This window comes from Neobacillus jeddahensis, assembly GCF_000612625.1.
Lineage (GTDB): Bacteria > Bacillota > Bacilli > Bacillales > Cytobacillaceae > Neobacillus > Neobacillus jeddahensis.
Genome location: NZ_CCAS010000007.1, coordinates 87,319 through 113,378, shown reverse-complemented (window position 1 = coordinate 113,378; position 26,060 = coordinate 87,319). Strand labels below are relative to the sequence as shown.

The 26,060-nt window shown below is 40.8% G+C and carries 25 protein-coding genes; 4 read left to right on the top strand and 21 right to left on the bottom strand.

Going from position 1 to position 26,060, the window contains the following annotated elements:
* The first annotated feature begins 50 nt into the window (after nucleotides 1-50).
* On the top strand, nucleotides 51-1,031 hold the full coding sequence (locus tag TY15_RS05330; protein ID WP_040208934.1) for a stage II sporulation protein M: 981 nt from the start codon (nucleotides 51-53) through the stop codon (nucleotides 1,029-1,031).
* On the opposite strand, the gene TY15_RS05325 is transcribed toward TY15_RS05330, so the two are convergent.
* From TY15_RS05325 to trhO, 7 genes are all read right to left on the bottom strand, one after another.
* On the bottom strand, nucleotides 1,009-2,367 hold the full coding sequence (locus TY15_RS05325) for a DUF58 domain-containing protein (RefSeq protein WP_244440883.1): 1,359 nt from the start codon (nucleotides 2,365-2,367) through the stop codon (nucleotides 1,009-1,011). The two genes, TY15_RS05330 and TY15_RS05325, sit on opposite strands and share 23 nt — an antisense overlap.
* Complete coding sequence (locus TY15_RS05320) at nucleotides 2,318-3,247, bottom strand: AAA family ATPase (protein ID WP_040208933.1); 930 nt, start codon at nucleotides 3,245-3,247, stop codon at nucleotides 2,318-2,320. The genes TY15_RS05325 and TY15_RS05320 overlap by 50 nt, the downstream gene beginning before the upstream one ends.
* Nucleotides 3,244-4,353: a DUF4350 domain-containing protein gene (locus TY15_RS05315; RefSeq protein WP_040208932.1), complete on the bottom strand. Its 1,110-nt coding sequence runs from the start codon at nucleotides 4,351-4,353 to the stop codon at nucleotides 3,244-3,246. The genes TY15_RS05320 and TY15_RS05315 overlap by 4 nt, the downstream gene beginning before the upstream one ends.
* Entirely contained in the window at nucleotides 4,350-5,015 is a 666-nt protein-coding gene (locus tag TY15_RS05310) for a hypothetical protein (protein ID WP_040208931.1), read from the bottom strand. The genes TY15_RS05315 and TY15_RS05310 overlap by 4 nt, the downstream gene beginning before the upstream one ends.
* Before the next feature lie 29 nt (nucleotides 5,016-5,044).
* Nucleotides 5,045-5,962, bottom strand: coding sequence for a hypothetical protein (locus TY15_RS05305; RefSeq protein ID WP_040208930.1), 918 nt, complete (start codon nucleotides 5,960-5,962; stop codon nucleotides 5,045-5,047).
* Between the two features lie 167 nt (nucleotides 5,963-6,129).
* Complete coding sequence (gene pepF / locus TY15_RS05300; RefSeq protein ID WP_040208929.1) at nucleotides 6,130-7,917, bottom strand: oligoendopeptidase F; 1,788 nt, start codon at nucleotides 7,915-7,917, stop codon at nucleotides 6,130-6,132.
* Between the two features lie 144 nt (nucleotides 7,918-8,061).
* Complete coding sequence (gene trhO / locus TY15_RS05295) at nucleotides 8,062-9,009, bottom strand: oxygen-dependent tRNA uridine(34) hydroxylase TrhO (RefSeq protein ID WP_040208928.1); 948 nt, start codon at nucleotides 9,007-9,009, stop codon at nucleotides 8,062-8,064.
* A 199-nt stretch (nucleotides 9,010-9,208) separates the two neighbouring features.
* Between trhO and TY15_RS05290 the strand changes: the two genes are divergently transcribed.
* Together TY15_RS05290 and TY15_RS05285 are read left to right on the top strand one after the other, a co-directional pair.
* Nucleotides 9,209-10,372, top strand: a complete 1,164-nt coding sequence (locus TY15_RS05290) for a glycosyl hydrolase family 18 protein (protein ID WP_306454203.1) — start codon at nucleotides 9,209-9,211, stop codon at nucleotides 10,370-10,372.
* Between the two features lie 237 nt (nucleotides 10,373-10,609).
* The gene (locus TY15_RS05285) at nucleotides 10,610-10,996 is read left to right on the top strand and encodes a hypothetical protein (RefSeq protein WP_040208927.1); all 387 of its coding nucleotides are present in this window, start codon (nucleotides 10,610-10,612) and stop codon (nucleotides 10,994-10,996) included.
* 77 nt (nucleotides 10,997-11,073) lie between these two features.
* On the opposite strand, the gene TY15_RS05280 is transcribed toward TY15_RS05285, so the two are convergent.
* From TY15_RS05280 to TY15_RS05270, 3 genes are all read right to left on the bottom strand, one after another.
* A complete protein-coding gene (locus TY15_RS05280; protein WP_040208926.1) occupies nucleotides 11,074-11,871 on the bottom strand; it encodes an alpha/beta fold hydrolase in 798 nt (265 codons plus the stop codon).
* An 88-nt stretch (nucleotides 11,872-11,959) separates the two neighbouring features.
* Nucleotides 11,960-12,205 (bottom strand): hypothetical protein, encoded by a 246-nt coding sequence (locus tag TY15_RS05275; RefSeq protein WP_244440882.1) that lies wholly within the window; start codon nucleotides 12,203-12,205, stop codon nucleotides 11,960-11,962.
* 131 nt (nucleotides 12,206-12,336) lie between these two features.
* Complete coding sequence (locus tag TY15_RS05270; RefSeq protein ID WP_074432774.1) at nucleotides 12,337-12,621, bottom strand: DUF1292 domain-containing protein; 285 nt, start codon at nucleotides 12,619-12,621, stop codon at nucleotides 12,337-12,339.
* A gap of 115 nt (nucleotides 12,622-12,736) precedes the next feature.
* On the opposite strand from TY15_RS05270, the gene TY15_RS05265 reads away from it, so the two are divergent.
* Nucleotides 12,737-13,033 carry a hypothetical protein gene (locus TY15_RS05265; protein WP_040208924.1) on the top strand — a complete coding sequence of 99 codons (297 nt, stop codon included), beginning with the start codon at nucleotides 12,737-12,739 and terminating at the stop codon, nucleotides 13,031-13,033.
* Between the two features lie 92 nt (nucleotides 13,034-13,125).
* Here the strand turns inward: TY15_RS05265 and TY15_RS05260 are convergent, their stop codons facing one another.
* The 11 genes from TY15_RS05260 to TY15_RS05210 all read right to left on the bottom strand — a co-directional run bounded on the left by TY15_RS05260 (nucleotide 13,126) and on the right by TY15_RS05210 (nucleotide 25,910).
* The gene (locus tag TY15_RS05260) at nucleotides 13,126-13,650 is read right to left on the bottom strand and encodes a type 1 glutamine amidotransferase domain-containing protein (RefSeq protein WP_040208923.1); all 525 of its coding nucleotides are present in this window, start codon (nucleotides 13,648-13,650) and stop codon (nucleotides 13,126-13,128) included.
* A gap of 175 nt (nucleotides 13,651-13,825) precedes the next feature.
* Entirely contained in the window at nucleotides 13,826-15,199 is a 1,374-nt protein-coding gene (locus tag TY15_RS05255; protein WP_040208922.1) for a nucleoside recognition domain-containing protein, read from the bottom strand.
* Between the two features lie 3 nt (nucleotides 15,200-15,202).
* Nucleotides 15,203-15,889 carry a FeoB small GTPase domain-containing protein gene (locus TY15_RS05250; protein WP_040208994.1) on the bottom strand — a complete coding sequence of 229 codons (687 nt, stop codon included), beginning with the start codon at nucleotides 15,887-15,889 and terminating at the stop codon, nucleotides 15,203-15,205.
* Nucleotides 15,882-16,136 carry a FeoA family protein gene (locus TY15_RS05245; protein ID WP_040208921.1) on the bottom strand — a complete coding sequence of 85 codons (255 nt, stop codon included), beginning with the start codon at nucleotides 16,134-16,136 and terminating at the stop codon, nucleotides 15,882-15,884. Before TY15_RS05245 ends, TY15_RS05250 begins: the two co-directional genes overlap by 8 nt.
* Nucleotides 16,137-16,271: 135 nt before the next feature.
* Nucleotides 16,272-16,784 carry a hypothetical protein gene (locus TY15_RS23930; RefSeq protein ID WP_052353701.1) on the bottom strand — a complete coding sequence of 171 codons (513 nt, stop codon included), beginning with the start codon at nucleotides 16,782-16,784 and terminating at the stop codon, nucleotides 16,272-16,274.
* An 87-nt stretch (nucleotides 16,785-16,871) separates the two neighbouring features.
* Nucleotides 16,872-17,675 (bottom strand): hypothetical protein, encoded by an 804-nt coding sequence (locus tag TY15_RS05235; protein ID WP_040208920.1) that lies wholly within the window; start codon nucleotides 17,673-17,675, stop codon nucleotides 16,872-16,874.
* A gap of 217 nt (nucleotides 17,676-17,892) precedes the next feature.
* On the bottom strand, nucleotides 17,893-19,134 hold the full coding sequence (locus TY15_RS05230) for a glutamate-5-semialdehyde dehydrogenase (protein ID WP_040208919.1): 1,242 nt from the start codon (nucleotides 19,132-19,134) through the stop codon (nucleotides 17,893-17,895).
* Nucleotides 19,135-19,141: 7 nt separating this feature from the next.
* A complete protein-coding gene (gene proB / locus TY15_RS05225) occupies nucleotides 19,142-20,254 on the bottom strand; it encodes a glutamate 5-kinase (protein ID WP_040208918.1) in 1,113 nt (370 codons plus the stop codon).
* Nucleotides 20,255-20,641: 387 nt separating this feature from the next.
* Nucleotides 20,642-22,888, bottom strand: a complete 2,247-nt coding sequence (locus tag TY15_RS05220; protein WP_040208917.1) for an AAA domain-containing protein — start codon at nucleotides 22,886-22,888, stop codon at nucleotides 20,642-20,644.
* A 140-nt stretch (nucleotides 22,889-23,028) separates the two neighbouring features.
* Entirely contained in the window at nucleotides 23,029-24,384 is a 1,356-nt protein-coding gene (locus tag TY15_RS05215; RefSeq protein WP_040208899.1) for an aspartate aminotransferase family protein, read from the bottom strand.
* Between the two features lie 59 nt (nucleotides 24,385-24,443).
* The gene (locus TY15_RS05210; RefSeq protein WP_040208898.1) at nucleotides 24,444-25,910 is read right to left on the bottom strand and encodes a CoA-acylating methylmalonate-semialdehyde dehydrogenase; all 1,467 of its coding nucleotides are present in this window, start codon (nucleotides 25,908-25,910) and stop codon (nucleotides 24,444-24,446) included.
* Nucleotides 25,911-26,060 lie beyond the last annotated feature (150 nt).

The following is a 26,060-nucleotide window of genomic DNA, read 5'->3' as shown; positions in this document are numbered from 1 at the left end:
GGAGAGAGCAATCGTTACTGACTATAGTTCCCTTTAAAGAAGGTGTCCGAATGAATGTGAATCAATTCGTAAAAAAGCATCGTGAAGAATGGAAACAGCTTGAACAATTAGTGACAATGTTTAGTAAACGTCGGAAACATATTACCGGCGAGATGATCACGCAATACCATCGCCTCTATCAAAAGGCGGCACAGCACCTTTCTTACAGTCAGACCTACTTTCCAACAGACGAAGTGACACAGTACTTAAATGGGCTCGTGTCAAAATCCCATAATCTTTTGTATAAAGATCAAGTATCGAGCGCCAAACAGCTTCGGTACTTCCTGACGACAAAATTTATTGGGCTTTTGGTGGAACAGTGGAAGTTTGTTCTCCTTGCCATGATCTTGTTTATCATTGGTGCGATTGGAAGCTTTTTTGCCGTTTTGAATGAACCCCTACATATTCACTCCGTCCTTCCTGCAGAAATTGCACGCGGAGTTGACCCTGATCAACTAGGGAAAGGTACTGCAGCGGTGGATTCCTCTTTCATGTCTGCCAGTATTATGACCAATAATATGCAGGTTGCTATTTTTGCCTTCGCTGGTGGCATAACATTTGGGCTCGTGACCGTTTATTTACTAATCTATAATGGGATCATGATTGGTGCACTTGCTGCCCTATTTTGGCATTATGACAAAAGTTATGATTTCTGGGCTTACATTGTTCCACACGGTATGATCGAGCTAACAGCCATTTTTATTGCTGGCGGCGCGGGTCTCTTAATGGGTTATAAGCTTCTCGTTCCAGGTGAATATAGCAGAGGTTATCAATTGAAACAACAAGCGAAGCGCTCTGTGCAGCTGCTGCTTGGAACGCTCCCTCTATTTGTCATTGCTGGCTTGATTGAGGGCTATATCACTCCCGCTGCTATTTCATTAGAAGCCAAATACCTTGTTGCTATACTCACGGTAATCGGTTTAATTCTTTATGTGATCATCGGTAAACTCAAATGGATGAAGGCCCCTGTTATAAAAGGTTTTGATTCATAATATCGATATAACGGGATACGGCAGCAACTGTCAATTTTTCCTCAGGGGCCTCTATTAGTTGGAGGCCCTGTTTTTCCCATTTAATTTTTTCACGTTTTTTCAGCAGTACCTGTTGCTGGGCAATACTTTTCCTCATTGCTGACTGGATCGTGTTCGGCTCCTCATTTACTCTCATCAATAACGCCTGATCTTCTACCCCAATCATAAAAAACAAATGTCGTTGTCGAAGTCTCTTTAAATAAACCAAGGCACTTTCCTCATGAAGAAAGGTTCGAACATCGCTAAATAATAGCAACAAACTGCGCTTCTTTTGGACCGATTCTAAGTATTGCATAACCACAGCATAGTTCGACTCAGCTGCATCCACATCAAGGTGATAAATCGCCTGGAGAATGGTTTGTAGATGTGACATTCCTTTTGCGGGAGGGACGAAAACCTTAATTTCCTTCGAGAAGGCTAGGACAGACACATAATCGCCCTTTTGGAGCGCGGCAGCTGCAACGGTAATGGCTGCTTCTAGCGACTTTTCTAACCGATTCCCCTTCGTTAATTCTGCCCCCATCATTCTGCCACAATCAATTAAAATCGTAATATACTTCCCATGCTCCGGCTCATAATCATTGGTCATGACTTCTTGGAGCTTGGCGGTTTGCCGCCAGTTAATTTTACGAGGATCATCGCCGACCACATAAGTGCGAATTTTCGAGAAGTCCCCTATTCCACTGCGCTGGCGCCGAATCTTGTTCCCTTCATATTGTAAAAATTTTTGTGCATTTTCTAAATACTGCTTCGTTTCCGTTAAATCGGGAATCACTTTCACTGATCGTGGAAGCTCAACAGTTGATTGCTTCTCCCATAAGCCCAACATGCTCGTATAGCGAACATATAACTTTTCTAGATCATATTTTCCTCTTACCACTGCGGTAGTATCATATTGAATTTGAATAATAGCTTCCTTTGGTATATGGCCCGTTAACGGAAAGGGTCTGTAAAATGATTGAGGTAACCCATCGATGATCCGAAACGAAAAAGAATAGCGAGATGTATTCCTTACATCGATGGTAATCGAATAGGTAAGACCCCTTTCAAACTCCTCCGCAACATTCCGTTGAAAGGTTAGCTGATTCTTCTTAGGTGAAAATAACAAATCTAGAAGACTGATACAAAAAACAACTAGATTAATCATAATGGCCCATGTCCATGAGATATCCCAAATGGCTGCCACGATAATCAATAGAGAAATGAGTAGAAAAACTAACCATAATCGTTTTGTTGGGATTATCCCCCTATCTTGGAACAGGAACCGAGCCCACAAGCTCTTCGATGATTTGGTCAACGGTTACTCCCTCCAATTCCACATGTGGAGATAATTTAATCCGATGTCTTAATGCCGGTTTAGCAACCATTTTAATATCGTCAGGAGTCACATAATCCCGTCCGGCTAAGTAGGCCCATGCTTGTGCTGACTTACCAATCGAAATACCTGCGCGTGTACTGGCACCATAGCGGATCGCTTCCGTTTCACGTGTTTTCCGGATGATTGTCAGCATATATTCCAAGACATTTTCGCTTATGGTTACTTTTTCAATCTCTTCTCTAATTTGTAAAAAAGTGTTCATCTCTAGAATGATCGAAAGCGGCGACTCTTTCAAATTACGTTCGATTACCATTTTCATGACATTTTTTTCTTCCTCAAATGAGGGGAAATCAATCATCAGTTTGAACAAAAACCGATCCTGCTGGGCTTCAGGCAGTGGATAGGTGCCTTCAAATTCAAGCGGATTTTGGGTAGCCACAACGAAAAATACTTCCGGCAATGAGTAGGTTTCCCCTTGGATGGTCACTTGCTTTTCTTCCATTGCCTCTAACAGGGCAGCCTGTGTTTTTGCAGGTGTGCGGTTAATCTCGTCCGCTAATAAAATATTGGTAAAAATAGGCCCCTTAAGGGTCTGGAAACTGCCTTCTTTCATATTGTAAATCATGCTTCCTGTTATATCACTCGGCAAAAGGTCAGGGGTAAATTGAATCCGATTAAAGCTGCCGCCAAGAAGGTCTGCAAGGGTACGAACCATTTGTGTTTTACCCGTGCCTGGGACACCTTCTAGCAATACATGTCCTCCTGCTAATATGGCAGATAACAAGAGTCTTAGATTTAAGCTTTGTCCTAAGATGCGTTCCTCGTATTTTTCTAAAAATGATGTCACTTCTTTGTTCATGCCTCAACCTCTTTTCGTAATTGGTCAAGTTTTCTCGACCACAATAAGTATTCCTGTTTCGTTAATACTTTTTTTTCAAGAACGGTGGACAACCCCGTTAACAGTGGGCCAATTTCATTTGCTGGTAGTTGGACCCGCTTCTTCTCAAAGGTGCTTGCCAACTCAATCCATTCCTTACGATACGGGATCTGCCAGTGTTCCTGTAACAGCAGCTTGACATAATCTGCCTGAATTCGTAATGATTCCTGGTACCGTTTACCCTTAATGTACCAGGCAGCGATGGCTTGAATCCCCTCATCACTAAATCGTACCGAATCCTCACGGGCAAGGAAAATAGGTCCGAACCGTTTCCCTTTATACCAAAACCAGATAAGGGTAAAGAAGATTCCTTGTAACAGCAGGAATAGGAACCACTTTGGATACACCATGAACAAGTTTGATACATTACTTTCGCCATGTATGTATTCATCAAACATAATCGTTGTTGAGTTGCCGTCATCGATAAAATCGAGCAGCTTTGACAAATGATCAAACTTTAAAATCTGTTTGTTTGTCAGCCATTCAGGCGTAACAGCTACAATCAATTGACCCTTACCAAATGTACGTTGTAAAGCGATGGCTCCTAGATTATCGTGAATGAGGACCTTGTCCTGTTTGAGTGACTTTAAGCGATATTTACTGTTTAGCTGCGCCTTTACCACTATATTATTGTTATCATAGAGATTGGCAGCCACCATATTCTCATTAGAGAAGGTTTCAACAGCAAACCGTCCCTTCGGATTATCTGCCAATAACAGGATCGTGTTTCCTTGCTTCATAAAGGTGTTATACCTTTGCATTTCCTCGTTCTTCATATTCTCAGGCGGTTCTACCATCATAAGGAGTTTCTTCCCGCCATTCGGCAGCATATCAGGCGACTTTGACCAGACCGTCACATCCATTTCCTTTTCCAGGTAAGTATAGATTGCTTTCAATCCTGTTGGAGAAGGTGATTCTAACGCATAGTCCGGATAGGTTTGCGCCTTAGGCGAAAAACTAATATAGCTAACTAGCAGTAACAGGACGAGAAGGACAGCAAGTAATACCCATGGTTTGGTAGATTTCACGACTTACCCCCCCTTTGGCCCCTTCGTTCTAAGAATCGGCCTGGTTCTTCAAGCCATTTTACCACTCCAGACCGGAACTGTAGGTATTCCTCTCTCTGGACAACTGTTTCGCCATAGGTCACCTCGTCAAAAAATGATGCAAGGTCAAAAAATTGCTTCGCACATTGTTGATTAACACGGCCTAGTTCATCATAGTAGTCCCAATTGGTTTTCCAAATTTTCATCTCAAGCCAGCCCCGCTCATGGAATGACAGGAGTAGCGCGATAAACAGATGGCGAGTGGATAAAGAATATTCGCCAGAGGATTCCATCCTGTATGCCTCTTCAAGATGACGCTGATAGGTCCAATTTCTTTCTTGACGGGTTTGGAGTGGCTTTGGTTTTCGTAACAAGCGGTTTCGCTTCATATTTCGAATGATGAAAAAGGCAGCAAGGATAAATAACATTACCACTATTACCATTAATACAATGAGAATAGCTTCTGATGCCCCCTTTGCCGATTCCACAGCCGGAAACCATTTTTCCAGATGTGTGGCGATCCATTCTTTGGCATTCACCCACCAGGTTTGAATAATGCCGCTTGGTTGATCGTAATAAACGGTATATTCTCGCTTATTTATTATTTCTTCCAGATCTTCTCGGGCTTTGTTTCTATCTACCATAATCATCACCTAACGTTATAGGTTTAAAATTAAATCGTTTCGTAGTCTGCGATCATTTCCTTTAAATCATCGGCATCGTTTCTTATTTTTAAATCCAAATACATAACACCATAGCCGACTGCAAAGATCAATGTCGTAAATAATGAAACAATATTAGAAATCATCGTTAATAAGACACTATTTCCTAACAGGGCAGTAAACGTTAATTCAACGGCAAAACTAATACTGGAAATGATTAAATAAAACACGATATACAGACCCATTAATACCCAAGACTGTTTTTTTGACAATCTCCAGCTCTTTCCGAAACCTGGTGACTCCCTGTCAAGCACGACAGATCCGAAGTAAAAGCTCCAACGTGTTAATAACAGCCCGATTCCGATTGCAGCCCCCAAGAATAACACGATACCTAGCAGGATTCCGACAATTGGATTGACCAACGTTGCCATGACACCACCAATGACTGCAATAATTGCAATCGGTATCAAAACGATCGCACAAGAGATCAATCCAAATAAGATGCTGCTTCCAAGGATCGGCCAAAAGCGGGAAAAGGCTTGTTTAATCACAGCACCAACAGTAAATTCCTCACCACAGCGAATATGATGAATCGAAAACAGGATCGCTGCTTCAGCAATGGGCATGAAAAGAAAACTTAAAAAGCCGGTCAAGATTAACCCAATGTCAAAACCAAGACCGCTTGAATCATAGGTTCCTGTTACTTCAAAGTTTGATAGTGTTTTGGTAAACCAGTCACCGCTGCCATTACCTATCTCTCTAAAAAAGCTCGTGCCTGAAGCCAGCTGGATAATCGCTTCAAGTAAAATAATTGGTCCCATAAAAATAAGGAGAATTAAGAATAATTCCTTAAAGTGGTTTTTACTTAAACTAAATGTATGATCGAGTATTTCCCCGAACGCCTTTGGTTTAGTAAATTTTGTGTCCAATGAGCAACCCCCCTAGAATGTAAAAAATGGTTATTATTACCGCTTATTTTAACATTAATCTGAAATATTTGGAGCAGTAAGTTGGAAAAAACATAAATATAGCCTAACTCCATTTTTACTATAAAAAAGAATTAGGCCAATTTATGATTTTACATGTCAATCTGCTCTTAAATGCTAGAGAATTCTTCAATAAGATCCCCAAACCTTTTGAGGGCATTTTCGATTGGATATGGAGTGGTTAAATCTACCCCGGTTTTTTTCAACAATTCGAGCGGATCTTCCGAGCTGCCGCTTTTTAAAAATGCTAAATAGGTTTGGATGGTTGTCTGGTCATCTTCAAGAATCTTGGTTGCTAGATGGATAGCAGAAGCAAATCCAGTTGCATACTTGTAAACGTAAAACGGACGATAGAAATGCGGGATTCTTGACCAGCCATATTTTACTTCGTCATCAAAAATGATTTCATCGCCATTATACTCTCTGAACAAAGCCCCATACGTCTGATTAAATACTTCTACATTTAAGGGAAGCCCTTGTTCTGCCATTTCATGTGTCTTCATTTCAAACTCAGCAAACATTACTTGAGTGAAATACGTCCCCTTAAATTGGTCAATAAAGTGATTCAGTAAGTGTTTTCGATGGTCAGGATCCTTTTCATTGTGTAATAAATAATTGATTAACAAAACTTCGTTGACGGTGGAGGCCACCTCTGCAACAAAGATACTATAACGGGCCGTAATTTGTGGCTGGTGCTCTGAGCTTAATCGACTGTGGACGCCATGACCGCATTCATGGACAAGTGTGAACAAACTATCCAAATCGTCTTGGTGATTTAACAAAATATAAGGGTGGACACCATACACTCCCAGATTGTATGCGCCAGATCGTTTTCCAGGGGTTTCCCGAACATCAATATACCTAGCGTCCTTGAATTCTTTCAGAATGCTACAATATTCCACCCCTAATGGTGCCAATGCCTTCAGCATGATGTCATAGGCTTCTTCGTAGGGGATCACTTGTTTAACTCCGCTCACAAGCGGGACACTCATGTCATATTGACGGATTTCCTTAAGGTCCAGTTTCTCCTTCCGGATTATTGTATATTGATGGAGTGTAGATATATGTTTCTTTGTGGTTTTGATCAAATTCTCATAAACCTCTCTTGGTACATTATCGCCAAATAACGCTTTTTCAAGCGCTGATGGATATTGACGGATCTTGGCTAAGGTTACATTATTCTTAATGGCGGCTGCAAGTGTGGAAGCAATCGAATTTTTCAACTGGAGATAGGGCTGATAGTAGGCTTTATAGGCCTCTCTGCGTTTATCACGATCCTCATCCTCAATTAATTTTGCATACAATCCCCTCGTTAACTCGATCCGTTCACCGTTCTCCCCCGTTACCTCCCCAAATTTAATATCAGCATTATTGATCATCCCAAAGGTATGACCTGGAGCGGAAAGGGCTTCACCTAATTGTGAGAGTAATTCTTCCTTTTCCTTACTTAGAACGTGTTTCTTGTAGCGAAATGAATCCCAGATGTCCTCTGCAAAGTATTCTAACTTCTCTTCGGCAGTAAAATAGCCTTCCAATGTTTCCTTATCCAAGCCGAGCAGGAAGGGCATAAAAAAAGAGGTAGCGGAACTAATTTTTACACTGAGCTGTTTGGCTCGGTCTAAATAGGATTGTGACATCGCCTCCCTCGTATTTTCATCCACCATCAACATCGCATAGGCATACACCTTATTAAAATGAAAGCTTAGCTTTTCTCTTTGCGTAAGGTATTGATACAAGCTTTGCCCATCGATAATTTCCCCATCAAATTCGTTCAGTTTTGCAGACATTTGCTCAATTGACTGACAGTCCTTTTCCCAATCGCTTAGGTCAGCGTAAATATCTGATAAATCCCATTTTTCATGAAGAGGTATTTCATTTCTGTTTCCATAAGTTGGCATATGACTACTCCTTTATCGATCATTGTATTATTTTTCAAACTTTTCAAGTCACATATATTTCATCATACTAAATTTACGCTTACTCGTCTTATTATATATAGAAAAAAGCAGGCCATTTTATGACCTGCTTTCCCTTATTAACGATTAAGAATGAATCGCCATAAGTCGTTCATTTACTTCTTCTTCACTTAAACCGTGTTCAGCAATATAACGGTTGCTTGGATGAACTCTGCACTCATGCGAACAACTACGTAAATGCTTGTGTTCGTTGTCCTCGGAGCAGAGAATCTTCTTATTGCATTCAGGATTGGCACAATTCACATAGCGCTCACATGGTTCACCATTGAAATAATCCTTGCCGACAATGACTTTTTCTTTTCGATTAATCGGGACACTAATCCGCTCATCGAATACATAGAGCTGTCCATCCCATAGTTCCCCCTGCACCTCAGGGTCTTTCCCGTAGGTGACAATACCACCATCCAGCTGAGAAACATCTTCAAAGCCTTCTTTCAGAAGCCAGCCCGAGAATTTTTCACAACGAATCCCGCCTGTACAATAGGTAAGAATTTTTTTGCCTTCAAATTCCTGTTTATTGTCACGAATCCATTGGGGTAAATCTCGGAAATTCAAGATATCAGGACGAACGGCCCCTCTAAAATGACCTAAATCATATTCGTAATCATTTCGAGCGTCAATCACCACTGTATCCTCTTTTTGCATTTCCGCAAAAAACTCAGATGGTTTTAAATGTTTTCCAGTAACCACATTTGGATCCAAATCATCCTCTAAACGCAAAGTGACAAGTTCTGGGCGGTAGCGAACCTTCATTTTCTTAAATGCATGCTCAGAAGCTTCATCTATCTTAAAAATAGTTCCGGCAAACAGTGGATGTTCGTCCATATATTTCATATACGCGTCTGTTTGCTCAATGGTGCCTGACACCGTTCCATTTATTCCTTCGGCCGCAATAATAATTCGGCCTTTCAGACCTAAATCAGTACAGAATTCGCGGTGTTCATTCGCACATTCTTCAGGATTTTCTATTTGAACATATTTATAATACAGTAACACTCTATATTCTTGTTTCATGATTAACCACCTTACACTTAATAAAAATTTACTATGTTTTTAACATTAACCTTATGATTATATCAAAAACTAACATAGTTATTCAAATAAATTAACGGTTTATGACTTATTGATGCGTAGAGCGGTGGATATTACCAATCAATTTAGCTCCTTTTTTTGTTACAATTTCAAGGATGAGAAAAAATGAGGAGGAACCATTGTGATTAAGAAACGATCCTTCCTTCTAACACTGGTAATTGCGATTACCTTCATCGGAGGAATTATTACTGGTATTTATGTAGCAAAAAACAATAACCCAAAAGAAAATATTCATATAAAGCAGGCACCTAAATCGACGATTCAGCCGCAATCGAAAGAATTACCGAAGCTAGAAAAAAAATCATCTAAAGTACTGATCGGTTATGTACAGGATTTTCGCGATCCCACTATCGTCGATTATTCAAAATTAACACATGTTATCTTTTCTTTTGCCCACCCGACAAAGGAGGGTGAAGTTTTACTTAATGGGGATTCTGCACTAACAAATCTACGGGCCACCGTTGCCCATGCAGAAAAATTTCATACTAAAGTGATGTTAGCAGTAGGAGGATGGTTTCACATCAACGGTGGTGAATCCTATGAATATTTTAAAACAGCTATTTCAAATCCTACTTCGAGGACAAAACTCGTAAATGAATTAACAAAAATAGTAGATCGAGAACGACTAGATGGCATTGATATCGATTTTGAACATCCTCGTTCTCAAGCTGATGCCGTTAATCTTGCGGCGTTTGCTAAAGAGCTGGGGGCACAACTGCACCCTAAGAAAAAAGAATTATCAGTCGCTGTCTATTCAAAGATTCATGCCGTGACATTAACGGAAATTGGCTTTGTTGTCTATGAACCATCAATGTTCCAAGATGTTGACCATGTCAATATTATGGCCTATGACGGTCAATGGGATGGCAGTTACAACGCCGCAAATTTATCACCTTATCCCTTTACAGAGAAAATTGTAAATTATTGGTCTGATTTATTTGAAACGCACCATCTATCAAAGGAAAAATTAGTGTTAGGTGTACCTTTTTACGCCCAGCCTGAAGATCCGAAGATTAAACAAGTATCCTATGGAGCCATTATTAATCAGGACGCGGACAATGCCTCGAAGGACACCGTTAGCATGAATGGTACTACTTATCACTATAATGGCGGGACAACCATGAAAATGAAAACAACGTTAGCGCTAAATCATGGTTTCGGCGGGATGATGTGCTGGGAGATTGGCCTTGATGCACAAGGGGACAATAGCTTAACAAGTACGATATTCGAGACCCTAACGCAATCCAGCACAACCCCTCTAAAATACTATACTGCAAAACAATAACAATCCTAATCAGGCTGTACTTCTCATCATAGAGAATGCAGCTTTTTTGATTATATAATCGCGAAGTCTATGCACTAAATTCCATCACCCATAAATGAGAATTTGGTACCTGACACTCAAATGTCACAAAATGTTATAATTTTTGCCATTTTAGAAGATTTTTTCAAATTTATTGAAGGGAATTGTCGAAAAAAAGAGAATGTAGAATAGGAGTTTAAAAAATAGGAGGAAGACTAGATGAAGAAATTTTTAACCGTTTTATGTGGTGTGTTGGTAGCATTGTCTTTATTTATGACGACAGGGAATACAGCTAAAGCAGCTGAAATCAGCCCTAAAGTTGCCGTATCACATGAAGATGACTGTGGCTGCGATGTTTCGACTGTTGTGGGAAAAGAAAAAACTAAAATTGTTCTAAATCTAATCACTAGTAAAGCGTTTTTGAATACGGTTGTAAATCAATTAAAAGAAGGATTCGTTTGGAATATTACTGAAGACATCGAAGTGATTAAAGATAACCAATCCGGACAAGTACTTGTTGGGGTTCCATTCATCAATAAGGATCGTGTTCAAATTATGGCGGTGTTTGTAAATGGTACATATGTAGGTACTTCCCCAGTGGAGTAAAGATTAAATGAAAACCCCAACCACAATCTGGTTGGGGTTTTCATTTCGCTTTTAACGTGGACTAACTGAAATGACAACTAATCAAGCTCAGCAGTTATGGATAAAGAGTCTTTTATGACCTTTGTTAGTTCGTTAGGATTTTCAAACATACTCATGTGACCACTATTTTTTATGATTACTTGCTGAATATTTTCTTTACTTACAGAAAAAGTTTTGTCAGCTGGGATAATTTGGTCTTGATCCCCCGCAATCAAAAGCACAGGTAAAGTGGTTGTTTTTAAGATCTCGTTACGATCTAGTCGATCCCTCATCGCAACCAGTGTTTGCATAGCACCCTTTTTTGTTGTTTCATTACCAATCTCCTGCGCTGTTAACACATAATCCGTCCCCAGGTGTTTTGGAGAGAATAGCTTGGGTATTAAACCATCAATGAGCGGCTTAATCCCATCCTTTCTTACTTTAGCTACATTCGCAGTCCGCCCTTTTTTGGCTTCGTCTGTATCAGGATGGGCCGTGGAATGGATAAGGGAAAATCCATTTAAACGATGACTGTATTTTTCAGCAAAGGCGAGGGTAATATATCCTCCTAATGAGTGCCCAAACACGGTCACTTTGTCTATCTTCAATTCCTCCATTAAGGCGTCTAGCAAATCAGCAATCTCTTCAATTGAATCAACTGCTAAATCGTCAGATGTTCCGCCATGCCCAGGTAGGTCCGGGGCAATCACGCGGTAATGTTTCGCCAGCTCGGGAATTACTTTATCCCAATAACGTGAACTACCACAAAAGCCATGCAATAGAATAATGGGACTCCCTTTTCCTTTATCCTGGTATGTAAGCGTAGCTCCCTGTAGTGTGATACTTTTTGTATCCATAAATGAAATCACTCCTCTCTTGCTTTTATTCTAAAATATGAGATTGGATAAAAAAAGCATTACCTCTTTTCGAAGCAATGCCTGACGGTTAACTTATTTGTTCTTCATTCAAGTCCGAATTCAATAAAGATCTTTTGTTGGGGATTAGCGTTAAGTTAGACTTTTTCAACATATAGTTCAGGTGTTCAATCGGCATCGAACCACGTCCTTTACTATCACCGAGTGTAAACTGGACAGTCACCCCATTATTACTTTTCACCGTCATCGTTTCAGCAGAATTAAAAAATCCTTTTGCACCTTGTGAAATTTGATATTTCGTTCCTACTTCAATCATGATGCCATTCTCCTTTGTAAGGTATTCTTCTTTGAAGTATTCCCTACCAATCTTTATACATGCATAATTATGGAAAAAAGTATTTATATAATACAAAAATAGAGAGGATGTAATCCCTCTCCATTCACACATTACTCTTCGTCTTCCTCTTCATCCATCAATTCGTCGAATGCGGCAGAAACCTTATCAAATTCCTCATCGCTTTCAATTGCTGAAAAATCGCCATCTTCATCAACCTTTAAAAAGAAGATATCAATGTCGTCTTCTGTATCTTCCTTCACATCTTCCGCAAAAGCGACAGCAACATAATCCTTCGCTTCGATCGTCATGACACCTAGTACTTCTACTTCCTGTTCATCATTGTTTTCATCACTAATCGTAAAAATTTCGCCAACTTCAATTTTACTCATGTTTATCATCCACCTCTTATTAAAAAGTATTACGATCAATAGTATCTCATAAAAGAATACTTTAAAACAAATTTACTATTTCTTATAATGAACTTAGAAAGCATTTAAAGGAGACTTCGATATGAATCCTAAAGAGGTAGAAGAAAAGATTATTCAACATTTTCAAGGGGAAGAAAAAATGATGATTCTCATCTTTGCGCAATGGTGTGTGAATCATGAACTAAATCCTGAAGAATTATACTTGCGGGCCTACCCAAATCAATCGGCCAATCCTGCATTGAAAGAAGCATTGGAGCTGACAGTACCGAAAGAAGAGGCAGGAGAAGTATCCGATGAGACGTTGTTGGGGGTTTTATCGTTGTTCGGGAACGATGACCTTGCTTTTGTGGTGACGGAAGAGATTAAAAAATTGGCATAATTTTATTATGTATGGACTTGGGCTCACACAAGGGAAACTCCAATAATCAAGCAGACATGTACGAGAGAAATTCATGTCTGCTTGATTATGGATTATTTTTGTTCTACTATCTTTATAAACTCTCGCAAATAATCAGGAAGGTCTGGAGGTCGACGACTTGAAACAAGGTGACCATCAACCACCACAGGCTCGTCCAACCAAGTCGCTCCAGCATTTTCCATGTCATCTTTTATCCCAGGTGTGCTGGTTACCTTTTTCCCTTGTAACACCTTAGCTGAAATCAAAACCCAGCCAGCGTGACAAATTTGACCGATTGGCTTTTTATTTTTTTCAAAATCCTGAATAAGTGAAAGAACTTCTGGAAACCGCCGAATTTTATCAGGTGCCCAGCCTCCAGGTACAAGGATGGCATCGTACTTCTCTCCGTTTATCTCACTATAGGAATAATCAGCGACAGCAGGAACACCGTATTTGCCAATATACTTTTCCTGTACCTTTTCTCCAGCTAAATGCACGATTGCTCCCTCTTCTTGTAATCGTAATATCGGATACCACAATTCAAGATCTTCAAAATCATGATGAACAAGGCTAACAATTTTCTTTCCACGTAATCGCATGGATCATCCACCTCCTCTTTGACACTCATTATGACACTACCAATAGTAATATTTCAAATATACCGTAAAAGTGTACAAACATGAAGAAAGGTAGGCCTGATAAACAGTGCTTACCTTTCTTCATTTGACTGGATTTTGCTAAGATTCAGCCTCCAGACTTTATATATTCTCCATTTTACATCAAATCAAACATTCTCACCGTTTGCGTGATGATAAGGGGAACTAGGATGGCCAGGACGGTTGGGATGGCGAAGGCCAGAAATGTCCATTTTTTACTCTTCGTTTCCTTATAAATATTTAATAAAGTTGTTCCACATGGATAATGAAGCAGAGAAAATAACATCATGTTCAAGGCGGTTAACCAGGTCCAACCATGATCCAGAAAAATTTGCTTTAAATCAACGAGGTTATCTACTTCCGTTAAAGAACCTGTAGATAAATACCCCATTAATAGGATGGGAAGGACGATCTCATTTGCTGGTAAGCCAAGAATAAAGGCCATCAGGATGTACCCATCAAGACCGAGCATTTTACCAAACGGGTCAAGGAATTCTACTGCGTACATAAGAATACTGGTGTCGCCAATGTAAATATTCGCAAACACCCAGGTGAGAATGGCGGCTGGCGCGGCCACTTTAACTGCCCTTACTAAAACAGACCAGGATTTCGTTAGTGATGAACGTATAACGGTATCAAAGATTTTTGGTTTCCGATACGGTGGCATTTCTAACGTATAGTGCGTCGGTATTCCTTTCAAGGCCGTTTTAGACAATACCCATGAGACAAAGAAAGTGACGATAATCCCAAATAAGACAATTCCAACGATGACCCCAGTGGTGACAAGTGATTTTATGCCCCCAGTAAAATTGGCTGCCATAAACAAGGAAGCTAACACAATTAGCGTTCCCCACCGACCATTACATGGGACAAAATTGTTTGTCAGGATTGCCAGCATCCGCTCGCGAGGTGATTCAATAATTCTAGTGGAGATAACGGCAGCGGCATTACAGCCGAATCCCATCGCCATTGTTAATGATTGCTTCCCATGTGCTCCTACTCGCTTAAATAATCGATCCATATTAAAAGCAACTCGCGGTAGGTAGCCGTAATTTTCTAGGAGTGAAAAAGCAGGGAAGAAAATAGCCATCGGCGGCAGCATTACACTAATCACCCACGTCGTTCCACGGTAGAGACCGAGAACCAACATCCCATGAAGCCAATCAGGAGCGTGAAGATAGGTAAATAAGGAGGTTAAATACCCCTCCAGGAAACCAAAAAACTCAGCGAGAATCGAAGATGGAATGTTGGCCCCAGCGATGGTTAAATAAAACAGGACGCCTAGCATTACAATCATAATTGGGAAGCCAAAAATAGGTGAAGTAAAAATGGCATCAAGTTTTTCTGTCCGCGTATCCCGCTTCGTTTTCGTATAAGAAATCCCTTCATGGCATAATTTATGACTTCGTTCGTATAGATGTTGAACAACATCATCCCTTAGCTCGGCTGTCGACAAAGCCTGAGCCTCGGTATAAAGATCTTGTATGCTCATTGCTTACCCCTCCTCTGGCACCAATCGTTTACTAATTTCATTAAGTAATGTCTCGTCTCCATCTAACAATCTAAGTGAAACCCACCGTGAAGATATCTCATTTCCTACAAGCTCACGCACTTTTGGTTCAATCAGCTTAATTTTATCTTCTATCATGGGAGGATAGGTCATCGGTGCTGGATTACATTCTATTGCTCCTGTCACAATACGATCAATTGTATCGAGAAGCAACGGAAACCCCTTTTTATTTCGCGCCGAAATTTTGATGACCGGAACTCCTAAGCGATTGGTCAGCAGACGTTCATTTATCTGGATCCCTTGTTGTTCAGCTACGTCAATTAGATTGATACAAATTACCACATTTTTCGTCATCTCTAGTACTTGTAAGGCAAGATTGAAATTCCGTTCCAGTGAAGTGGCATCTAAGACAACAAGTGTAACATCCGGTTTTTCAAAAACTATATAATTTCGCGCTACTTCTTCATCCGTTGAATTGGAAAACAGTGAATATGTCCCTGGGAGGTCAATCAAATGAAAAGTTTTGTGTTTATATTCCACATTCCCTTGCGCAAGGGAAACAGTCTTTCCCGCCCAATTTCCAGTATGCTGTCTAAGTCCAGTCAGTGCATTAAATAAGGTGCTTTTACCTGTATTTGGATTCCCCGCTAACGCAATTCGATATTCATTCACCATTAGGCAACAGCTCCCCTTCTATACGTGAACTTTCTTCTTTCCTTAAAGCAATCGTCGTCTGACTGACACGGTAAGCGATGGGATCCCCCAACGGACTTTTCCGAATCACCTCAACGTGTGCACCCACAACAAATCCTAAATCTAACAATCTTCTCCGCATTACTCCCTCTAGATTTAACGAAGTGATTTTTATGGTATTTCCCTTTTCACCCTGCACTAGTTTAATAATATTTGGTTTACCCATCTCTCTTTCCCCCTTTTCAAAATGTTTCCCGCGTGCAACTTTTCTTTAATTATATGAAATAGTTCCTAAAAATGCCACTATTTTTTCAAAAAAATAAGCCACCTATCTAGTAGGCAGCCAAACAATCAATTTATTTTAGGTTAAAACCTCTCGTAAGATAATACCAAGTGAAATGCCGATAAACATGGAAGTAAGTGTACCAAGCAAGAAATACTCGGCCCAATCCCTGTCATCCATTTGCTTAAATCTGGCAATCGATTTCGCGGCAACGATAAACCCGATTGCAGGATAAGCACTGTAGAACGTTAACACTAAAACTAGCAGTCTCTCAATATAGCCAATTAATTTTCCACGCGACAGGTCATGTTTTGAGAAAATCGTGTACTGATATTCTTCCGTTAATCCTCTTTTCCCGATACTATTTTGGGCAAATTGCTCCTCCTGTTTATCTGTTTTAAACGTATACTTTCCTTCAAAGGTTAACAATTGGTTTGGTAAGGAACCTAAAAGGATTCGAATTAAATGGCCACTAACACTGGTGGCTAAAATGAAGATGATGGTGAGAAACAAAAGGGCATTTGCCGCCCCTAACTGCTGTCCATGTTGGAATACTTCAAGTATTTTGCTGACCTTAAGTCCTAAAAACATAATCTGATTGCAAATAAAAATCAGCAATCAAATGGGCAAGAATGAGACATAACATAAGCATGGTTTCTCCTCTCAGTTTCAAAAGTGCTAGTCTGTAAGCAGTATATTGATATGTTCCTTCAGATAGTTCCTGATGGACTGGATTAGTTGCTCATTTCGCTCTTTCGGATTAACCTCTTCTGGATAGGTTTTCTTCTCCAATGAGTTTAAGATGATTAGCAATTCATCGAAGCTATGAAGAATTTCTTCACATTTTCCTTTTTTCATATGACTGGAGATGGTAGGTGCCGTCTTGTTTAGCAGATGTCCGACTGCTTTTTGTTGCTGCAAGATAAGGTACGCAGAACAGACGAGCGTTTGGATGTTCGTTTGTGCTTGGGTAAGACTGTGCTGCAAAGACAACAAGGTATTAAATAACGACTTGAATTCCTTCCGAAACTGATTGTATAAAAAGGGATGATTTGGTTGGCTTTGAATAAAAAGGTCAAGTTCAAATTTAAATGGCTGTCTAGTTTGTTCTTGCTTTAACAAATCATTTGCATACCTTGCCTGCTTAATTAATGGGTGAATCCATTTTTCAATATCGAGATCGGCTAATTCCTTCTCGATATCGCCAAAAGACAACCCAAAATAGGGCCGATACTGGTGGTATTTCCATATGCTGCTTATAAAAAAAGCAATCGTATAGGCTGTAGAATAGCCATACCCAACAAAGATAATTTCATCCCCTGCTCGATGCTTTACCTTCATCGTTCCAAGCGGTTTCGTCCAAATATTGATCCAGTTCACCAGTTCATCAAGGTATGCTGTCAGTTCGTCCCCAATTGCATTTGTCGAAGAATTACTTACATCTAATATAAAAATCGAGATTGGATAAGACTGATTGCCCATATTCACTCACCCCAATTAGACTATTTAATCTAATTTTAATAAACTTAGATTAAATAGTCAAACTATGTTCCTTTTCGATTATTTAGGTAAATGAAGTTGTGCCTGATTACTTTAAGATTGTAAAGCTTTTCTACTCCTGAGGGAAGAGCATTTAATTGTATTTTGAATATATCAGAATACGAAAAAAATAGGCGCGCATTCGCACCTATTTTTAAGATTACACACGGATTTGCCCTGTACCCTGTACAATCGCTTTTGTTGTGGTTAATGCTTTCAGTCCCATTGGTCCGCGGGCATGTAGTTTTTGCGTACTGATTCCAATTTCAGCACCATAGCCGAACTGTTCACCATCAGTAAAACGAGTGGAGGCATTATGATATAATACAGCCGCATCGATCGCTTTAAAAAATTGCTGAACATGTTCCGATTCTTCACTGATAATTGCTTCTGAATGTTTTGTACCATATAGATCAATATGGTCAATCGCTTCATTCACATCCTTAACTGTCTTGACGGCTAAGATAGGAGCTAAAAATTCAGTCCGCCAATCTTCTTCTGTTGCTAGCTGAACAGCTGGAAAAGTAGAGGCTAATTTCGCATCTCCACGCAGTTCAACTCCGTTATCAAGCAAGTTGCCGATAAGCTCGGAACGGTAGGGCCATTGTTCATGAATCAGCACCGTTTCTGCGGCATTACAAACCGATGGACGATGTAGTTTAGCATTAAGGACGATTTCAATTGCCATCTCTTTTTTGGCCGTTTTATCAATAAACAGATGGCAATTCCCCACCCCAGTTTCCAATACTGGAACTGTGGCGCTTTGGATCACCGATTGAATTAACCCTGCACCGCCCCGTGGTATAAGGACATCCAAGTATTCATTTAATTGAAACATCTCAGCAGCTGTTTCCCGACTTGTATCCTCCAAAAGTTGAACAGCATCAGCCGGAATCGCTGTACTTGCAAGTGCCATTCGCATAACGTGAACAAGTGCTTTATTGGAATGAATCGCAGTTGAGCTTCCTCGTAAAAGAACAGCATTTCCTGATTTCAAGCAGAGACTTCCTGCGTCCACCGTTACATTCGGACGGGCTTCATACACCATTCCGATTACCCCAAGCGGAACACGAATCGTTTCAATTCGTAATCCGTTTGGTCGTTCCCACGCTTCGATCCTTTCACCAATCGGATCATCAAGCAGAACTAACTGGCGAACTCCCTCCACAATCTGTTCCAATCTCTCTCCCGTTAAAAGCAACCGGTCCAACAGTGAGGGGGAAAGTCCCTTTTCCTTTCCAGCTACTATATCCTTTTCATTTTCCCTCAATAGCCATTCTTTTTCTGTAATTAGCTGATCAGCCATTTTCAAAAGGGCCTCATTTTTTTCAACTGCTGATAACAATCCCAATTGTTTGGCTGCTTTTTTACATTTTCTTGCTTTTTCTACTAACTCACCCATTGGACACTCACTCCTTTGGCAAAGTGACCCAATTATCACGATGAATCACTTCTGCCTTTTTGTTTATGGAATAACATTTCGATTGTTCACTTGGTAATCCCTTCACCAGCAGTAAATCTTTTGAGGAATAATAAATCTGCCCTTTTCCGACCGTTTTACCCTTTTGATTTTTCACGATGACAACATCTAAAGCATTAAACTCGCCAATTACATTTGTGACGCCAACAGGCAATAAACTTTTCCCATGGAACAGAATCGCCTTTTCTGCTCCTTCGTCAATTTCAATCGTTCCCCCCACATGGGAGTGATAAGCAATCCACTGCTTTCTCATCTGCATTTGCGTCTGGAACGGACCTCCAATATATGTCCCATCACCTTTTCCAGCTAATATATCTACTAGTTTTTCTTTGCCTGTCCCCGTACCTACGAAAACACTTACCCCTAGTGATAAGGCCTTCTTAGCAGCAACTAACTTTGACTTCATTCCACCCGTACCAAGTGAAGAACCGCTGTCTCCAGCCACACTGAGAAGTGTTTCGGAAACTTCTGGAATGAAATGAAACTTTTTCACTTCTTTTGAGACGGTTGGATTTCCATCATAAAGGCCATTTATATCCGTTAAAATAATCAAGGCATTGGCATGTAAAAAGCCGCTGACGAGTGCCGATAATAAGTCATTGTCACCAAAGGTCAATTCTTCAATTGACACCGAATCATTTTCATTAATAATCGGAATAACCCCGCGTTGCAGTAATTCATGGATCGTAGAAAACAAGTTTTGGAATCGAGTCTGACTGTAAAAATCTTCACGGGTTAATAATATTTGTGCAGGTACCCTATCAAACTCTTTAAATAATTGAATATAATTTTGCATGAGCAGTCCTTGCCCAACTGCTGCTGAGGCCTGTTTTCCAGCTGTGCTTTTTGGCCGTGTCGGATAACCAAGTGAGCCGAATCCTGCTGCAACTGCACCGGATGAGATCAAAATGACATCGTGACCCAGATCTTTTAAATGAGCGAGTGCCTCAACATGATCACGTATTTTCCCTTCAGAAATAGTTCCTGAAGCATTTGTAAGCGAGCTACTCCCAATCTTTACGACCACCAGCTGTTTTTTCATTTCCTTACGACCTTTCTTTTAATAAATAAAAAAACCGATTCTTCTGTCCTTGAAAAGGACGGAAAAATCGGTTCCGCGGTACCACCTTCATTGATGCCATGCATCCACTCGTACTCGTAACGTGAGTTGATCGGCTTATGTTTGCATAAGCAGTATACTAGGGCAGGTTCAATCATTTTTCTGTGAGAAACCTTTCAGCCAGTGGGTTTCACTCTCTAGCACATTCCAATGGTTTACTAATCCCATACCATTCTATTTTTTGATTTTTTCGATTTATTTGATTATCCTTAGAAAATAACAAATTGTCAAGAAGAACTGTCATAAAAAAAGCTAACCGTTGCTTCCCATTACAATATGGCAAATTTACTAGTACAAATCGCTACAGCACTACTCCTTCAGAACAAACTGCCCTACTAAATAATCAGAAACCTTTTCTGACTGCAGTCTAACAGCTATAAAGGGTGGCCGGACGGCACTTGACCCCTCCAACGGATGGCCCAGCCAGATAATCTGCTTGTCGATAACGACAAAGGGGAAGGCCACTCGCTCATTTAGGTATTGATTTGCTCGCAACTCTGGCAGGTCACGCTCGGAAATAACAGTTAAGTTTACCCGTTGATCCCTGTCCCTTAGTTTTTCCAGCCATTGTTCTGAAAGGTTCGTTTGAACAGGAATGGAAATCACTATCGACGTTCTTGCTGCCTGCAGATCGGAAAATACTTTGTCTACCTTAAGAGCATGCATCCACTGTAATCTGGGATGCTGATTCCGCACCCATGTACCAATTTCTTTTGTCCGGACGGTTTGCTGGTTTTTTTCATGGTGCTCCACAAGCTGCCTTAGTGTTTTCCCCTGATAGACATACTTCCTTATAAATGCTTGATTACTGACATGAATAAATTTCCCTTTTGTTCTCGTTATGGCAACATTAATCAAACGTTCGCTGTCTTTCCCCGTTAATAACATGCCTGCACGAGTTTGCGGGTCACTGTCAACGGTATCAAAGATCATGACATCACGCTCGCTACCTTGAAACCTGTGAACCGTGGCAGCGATAATATCAGCTGTTGCCCGCTCCTTTTCGTAAATATCATCGAGGATCAGCTCCATTAAATTGGCCTGCGCACGATAAGGAGTCACGAAACCAATCGATCTTATACCGCTCAGATAGGATTCATGAATTAATTGAAACGACAATAATACTTGCCAAAGATTCATGCGTGAATGCGATGTTCGTTCTGTCATACAGTGAGCCCCCGTAAAACTAGTATCCACTAATACGGAAGACCGATTTGGAAATGGTGTTTTTTGGGCAATATGGTCTCTGCTTTTCGTAACACTTTCATGGTCACCCACAAGCGAATGGTAGATATATTGATTGGTGAAGGCAGAGATATCCGGATGCATTCTTCGTTGTTCTTTCAGTAAAAAAAGATGGGGATGAAGTTTGCCGTCATTGACCCAATCGGCAACACCAGCGCGATGAAAAATATCCTCCTTCAACCACATGTTTACTAACGCATCTCTTGATGAAGCGATAGGGGGCAATTGTTTGAAATCGCCACAAATAATCACCCGTTTCCCGAGGGAAGCAGCAAAGGCAGCCTGAGGAACATATGCCATACTGGCTTCATCGAGAATAACCACATCAAAATTCTTTTCGTAAATGGCCGGGTCACTCGCAGCTTTAGCCAGAGTGGTCCCGACAATATAGGCATCCTTGACAAACTGAATTTCCTTTTGGCGAATCTTTTCAAGCACTCTGGCGATCTTTGATTCCACCTCGAGAAGTTGATTTGTATCCCTTTTACTAAAGGAGTGTGCTAGGTCCTGCTTCAGATTTCGTCTTTCTTCGATTAACTTTTCTTTATCTTCAGCAAGATGGGGATCCTGTCTCTCAAGCAATTGGCTTGTGGTGACTGCTTCAAGATTGGCGAGTTGTTCACCAGTATGGAATCCATAGCGAAGGACATCCCCTTCATGATAACGTTGTTTCTTAGTGATGAAAGCTGAAATTTCACTAATTAAGACATCTACTGCCTGGTTACTGTGTGACAAGATCAGAACTCGCTTTTCTTGGAAGTATTTATTTGCTGCTGTTCGAGCAAGTGTATAGGTTTTACCTGTGCCAGGTGGTCCCCAAACAAATGTCACAGGGTTGTATTTTGAACGTAACACTAGCTCATGAACAGTACTTTTACTTTTTTCAACTGGGTGCTTTGCTGGCATCGAGGGATCCATCAATTTTTTTACACGTAAACGCTTTTGCTTATTCTTTTTCATTTCATCCAATCGTTGAATCAACTGCTCGAGCAGTTCCCACGGATCATGGAACAAGGTAGCCACTGAAATTAACTCCCCGAATGATTGGTCTAAGGTAAGGATGACCCCCTTTCCTTCTGAGGACAGGACACGTCCTGATTGTTTCATCCCACCCCACTCGATTCGAATCGAGGAACCAACCGGGATTCGGATTGAGCCAGTGGTATCAAAATAATAGGTAAACGAACCATCATTGGCTAGGAGCCGTCCATTTGTCACAATACATTTGTTACTACCGAACTTTTTCAAATGCATAATTTCGTTTTGAAGGGCTTTTTGCCATTCTTTTATATATGAAACTGTAGTCGTCATTCATCTCTTCCTTTTAAATAAGAAACGTTCAATCTGCAACAGACAGATTGAACGTTTCTGCTAATGAAAATTACTATACCATTTTATGAGTTGCTTTAAAATAGTAAACATAATGATCCATCATAGGGAAAAAATTTTGCCTACATTAATTTCTTGAGTGATTCTGTCAATGTCTTTATTAAAAATTGTAGATCCTTCTTCTCAATATTCAGTGGCGGTGCAAGTGTGAGGACATTATTGTATCCAGCAACAGTCGCTCCATTTTTCCCAATAATAACGCCTGCCTGCTTACAACTTGCGATAACTTGATTGACAAGTCCCGTATCTAACGGTTCCTTCGTATTTTTATCCTTCACTAGTTCAATTCCAATCAATAGACCCTTACCCCGAACATTTCCAACAAACGGATGATCTTGAAGGAGGTTTGTCAGATCATTTAGGACCTGTGCCCCTAAATCTCTAGATCGATCAAATAGTTTTTCATTTTCCATGATCTCGAGATTTTTCAACGCTAGTGCACAGGCAGCAGGATTCCCGCCAAATGTATTGACATGCCGGAAGTAATCATATTCCTCTGTCCCTTTAAACGCGTCATATATCTCTTTTCGGACGGCCGTTGCCGAAAGGGGCAAATAGGCACTGGTAATCCCCTTTGCCATCGTGATAATATCAGGCTTCACACCATAGTTCATAAAGCCAAATAATTTACCTGTCCGGCCAAACCCACAAATTACTTCATCAACTATTAACAGTGCGCCGTGTTTTTCACAAACTTCTTTTGCTGCCTTCATATAGCCTTCAGGAGGAACAAGGACGCCTCCGCCGGTAATGATCGGTTCCATAATCATGGCGGCAACCGTTTCACTCAGCTCCCACGTCATCGTTCGATCAATCTCTTTTACCGAGGACAACTCCATCGGATCGTCAACGTTTGTGTCATCTCGATAGGAATCGGGTGGTGATACATGGATAAAACCTGGTGCGAGTGGCTCATATTTATATTTTCGTTGGGCCTGGCCAGTTGCTGCTAAGGCACCCATAGAATTCCCATGGTAGGCCCGGTAGCGGGACACGATTTTATAGCGACTATGTTCCCCCTTTTGTTGGTGGTATTGCCGAACAATCTTAAAAGCCGTTTCATTTGCCTCCGACCCACTGTTAGAAAAGAAAATAACATAATCATCGCCAAGCATTTTATTTAATTTTTCTGCTAGTTTTATAGCCGGAACATGGCTTTGGGATAGCGGGAAATAAGCCATTTCTTTTAATTGTTCATAAGCAGCCTCCGCAAGCTCCGTTCTCCCGTAGCCAACATTCACACACCACAAGCCAGCCATCGCATCTAAATATCGTTTTCCATCCGCATCAGTAACCCAAGAACCCTCAGCCTTCGTCGCAACCAGCGTCGCATTCGGATTATACGGCTTCATCGAATGCCAAACATACTGATCATCCTGCTCTAATAACGTCTCATGTGGACCCCTAATTTGAACCATAAACCATCCCTCCATAGTATAATTGGTGCCTGACACCTTATATTACTTTTGCACCATGTTTATGCGTCGAATCTTGATGTGATCATTTTTTTGCGGGTGTAAAAGTTTAGTCCGTCTTTACCGTTTACATGAAGATCGCCATAGAATGAGTCTTTCCAGCCTGAGAATGGGAAAAAGGCCATGGTTGCTGGTACTCCAACGTTTATTCCCAGCATTCCTGCATCCGCTTCTTCACGGAATTGACGGATCGCTTTTGCGTTATTTGTATAAATCGTCGCTCCATTTCCATATCTAGATTGACGGATAAAGTCCAATCCTTCATCTAAATTGTTAGCACGAAGGAGACTTAAAACCGGTGCAAAGATTTCATCCTTGGCAATGGTCATTTCAGTGGTAACATGGTCAAAGATAGTTGGTCCTATGAAATTCCCTTCCGGCAGCTCAGCGATTTCCCGACGTCCGTCCCGAATCAGGTCAGCTCCTTCGGCAATTCCTTTCTCAATATAACCCAAAACCTTTTCACGATGTTCCTTGCGAATTACCGGTGTTAATAGCACCTCATCATCCATACCGCTCCCAATGATCAATTCATCTGCTTTTTTCTTTAGTGCCGCAACAAATAGGTCATTGTCACCAACCACAACGACCGCACTACAAGCCATACAGCGCTGCCCAGCACTACCAAAAGTTGAACTTATCACATGTTGAACGGCCTTATCCATGTCGGCATCTGGCATGACAATATGATGGTTCTTTGCACCAGACAGTGCTTGAACTCGCTTTCCTTCAGCAGCTGCACGCTCATACACATACTTTGCAACAGGCTGGGAGCCAACAAAAGAAATCGCAGCAATATCCTTATGCTCGAGCAGCCCATTGACGACATCGTGTGCACCGTGAACAACATTTAAGACTCCATTAGGGGCACCAGCTTCTGAGAACAATTCAGCTAATCGATTCGCTAAAATTGGTGTCCGTTCTGATGGCTTCAACACAAAGGTGTTTCCACAGGCGACGGCAAGCGGGAACATCCATAGCGGCACCATCATCGGGAAGTTGAAAGGGGTAATGCCAGCAACAACCCCCAATGGATAGCGGAACATTTCAGAATCAATGTCTTCAGCAATTCCTGATAACGTTTCGCCCATCATTAAGGTTGGTGCACCAGACGCAAATTCAACACATTCAATCCCGCGCTGCACCTCACCGTACGCTTCCTTGTATGCCTTTCCATTCTCTTGAACGATTAATTTAGCTAATGCTTCATGATTCTCCGTTAACAAATAATGATATTTGAATAGAATCCTTGCGCGCTTTGGAACGGGTACATTTTTCCACTTATCAAAGGCTTCCTTTGCCGCTGTTACGGCAAGATGGACATCCTCCTTTGATGAAACCGGTACCTTTGTAATGACTTCATTGGTGGCCGGATTTGGCACATCAAGCGTTTCCTCACTAGTTGCACTTACCCATTGCCCATTAATATAATTTTTTAAGACAGCCGTAACGTTTTTTGTCACACTCATTTCAAACCCTCCATTACAATAATATTTTGAATAGTTACTATTATTTCCATTATCTCGTATCTATAGATCCCTATCATTAGACAGTCTGTAAAATGTCTTGCGGAAATTCTGCAACAATTTGCTTATCTATTTAACATTAAGACTATTTCA

What these genes read in the sequence shown, in the direction of transcription:
- TY15_RS05255 (WP_040208922.1), bottom strand. Translation starts at nt 15,199, where the DNA reads ATGAGCATACAAGATCTTTATACCGAGGCTCAGGCTTTGTCGACAGCC.
- TY15_RS05280 (WP_040208926.1), bottom strand. Translation starts at nt 11,871, where the DNA reads ATGGATACAAAAAGTATCACACTACAGGGAGCTACGCTTACATACCAG.
- TY15_RS05260 (WP_040208923.1), bottom strand. Translation starts at nt 13,650, where the DNA reads ATGCGATTACGTGGAAAGAAAATTGTTAGCCTTGTTCATCATGATTTT.
- TY15_RS23930 (WP_052353701.1), bottom strand. Translation starts at nt 16,784, where the DNA reads ATGTTTTTAGGACTTAAGGTCAGCAAAATACTTGAAGTATTCCAACAT.
- TY15_RS05310 (WP_040208931.1), bottom strand. Translation starts at nt 5,015, where the DNA reads ATGGTAGATAGAAACAAAGCCCGAGAAGATCTGGAAGAAATAATAAAT.
- pepF (WP_040208929.1), bottom strand. Translation starts at nt 7,917, where the DNA reads ATGCCAACTTATGGAAACAGAAATGAAATACCTCTTCATGAAAAATGG.
- proB (WP_040208918.1), bottom strand. Translation starts at nt 20,254, where the DNA reads ATGAAAAAACAGCTGGTGGTCGTAAAGATTGGGAGTAGCTCGCTTACA.
- TY15_RS05275 (WP_244440882.1), bottom strand. Translation starts at nt 12,205, where the DNA reads ATGATTGAAGTAGGAACGAAATATCAAATTTCACAAGGTGCAAAAGGA.
- TY15_RS05285 (WP_040208927.1), top strand. Translation starts at nt 10,610, where the DNA reads ATGAAGAAATTTTTAACCGTTTTATGTGGTGTGTTGGTAGCATTGTCT.
- TY15_RS05245 (WP_040208921.1), bottom strand. Translation starts at nt 16,136, where the DNA reads ATGGGTAAACCAAATATTATTAAACTAGTGCAGGGTGAAAAGGGAAAT.
- TY15_RS05215 (WP_040208899.1), bottom strand. Translation starts at nt 24,384, where the DNA reads ATGGTTCAAATTAGGGGTCCACATGAGACGTTATTAGAGCAGGATGAT.
- TY15_RS05320 (WP_040208933.1), bottom strand. Translation starts at nt 3,247, where the DNA reads ATGAACAAAGAAGTGACATCATTTTTAGAAAAATACGAGGAACGCATC.
- trhO (WP_040208928.1), bottom strand. Translation starts at nt 9,009, where the DNA reads ATGAAACAAGAATATAGAGTGTTACTGTATTATAAATATGTTCAAATA.
- TY15_RS05220 (WP_040208917.1), bottom strand. Translation starts at nt 22,888, where the DNA reads ATGACGACTACAGTTTCATATATAAAAGAATGGCAAAAAGCCCTTCAA.
- TY15_RS05235 (WP_040208920.1), bottom strand. Translation starts at nt 17,675, where the DNA reads ATGGGCAATCAGTCTTATCCAATCTCGATTTTTATATTAGATGTAAGT.
- TY15_RS05230 (WP_040208919.1), bottom strand. Translation starts at nt 19,134, where the DNA reads ATGGGTGAGTTAGTAGAAAAAGCAAGAAAATGTAAAAAAGCAGCCAAA.
- TY15_RS05330 (WP_040208934.1), top strand. Translation starts at nt 51, where the DNA reads ATGAATGTGAATCAATTCGTAAAAAAGCATCGTGAAGAATGGAAACAG.
- TY15_RS05210 (WP_040208898.1), bottom strand. Translation starts at nt 25,910, where the DNA reads ATGAGTGTGACAAAAAACGTTACGGCTGTCTTAAAAAATTATATTAAT.
- TY15_RS05265 (WP_040208924.1), top strand. Translation starts at nt 12,737, where the DNA reads ATGAATCCTAAAGAGGTAGAAGAAAAGATTATTCAACATTTTCAAGGG.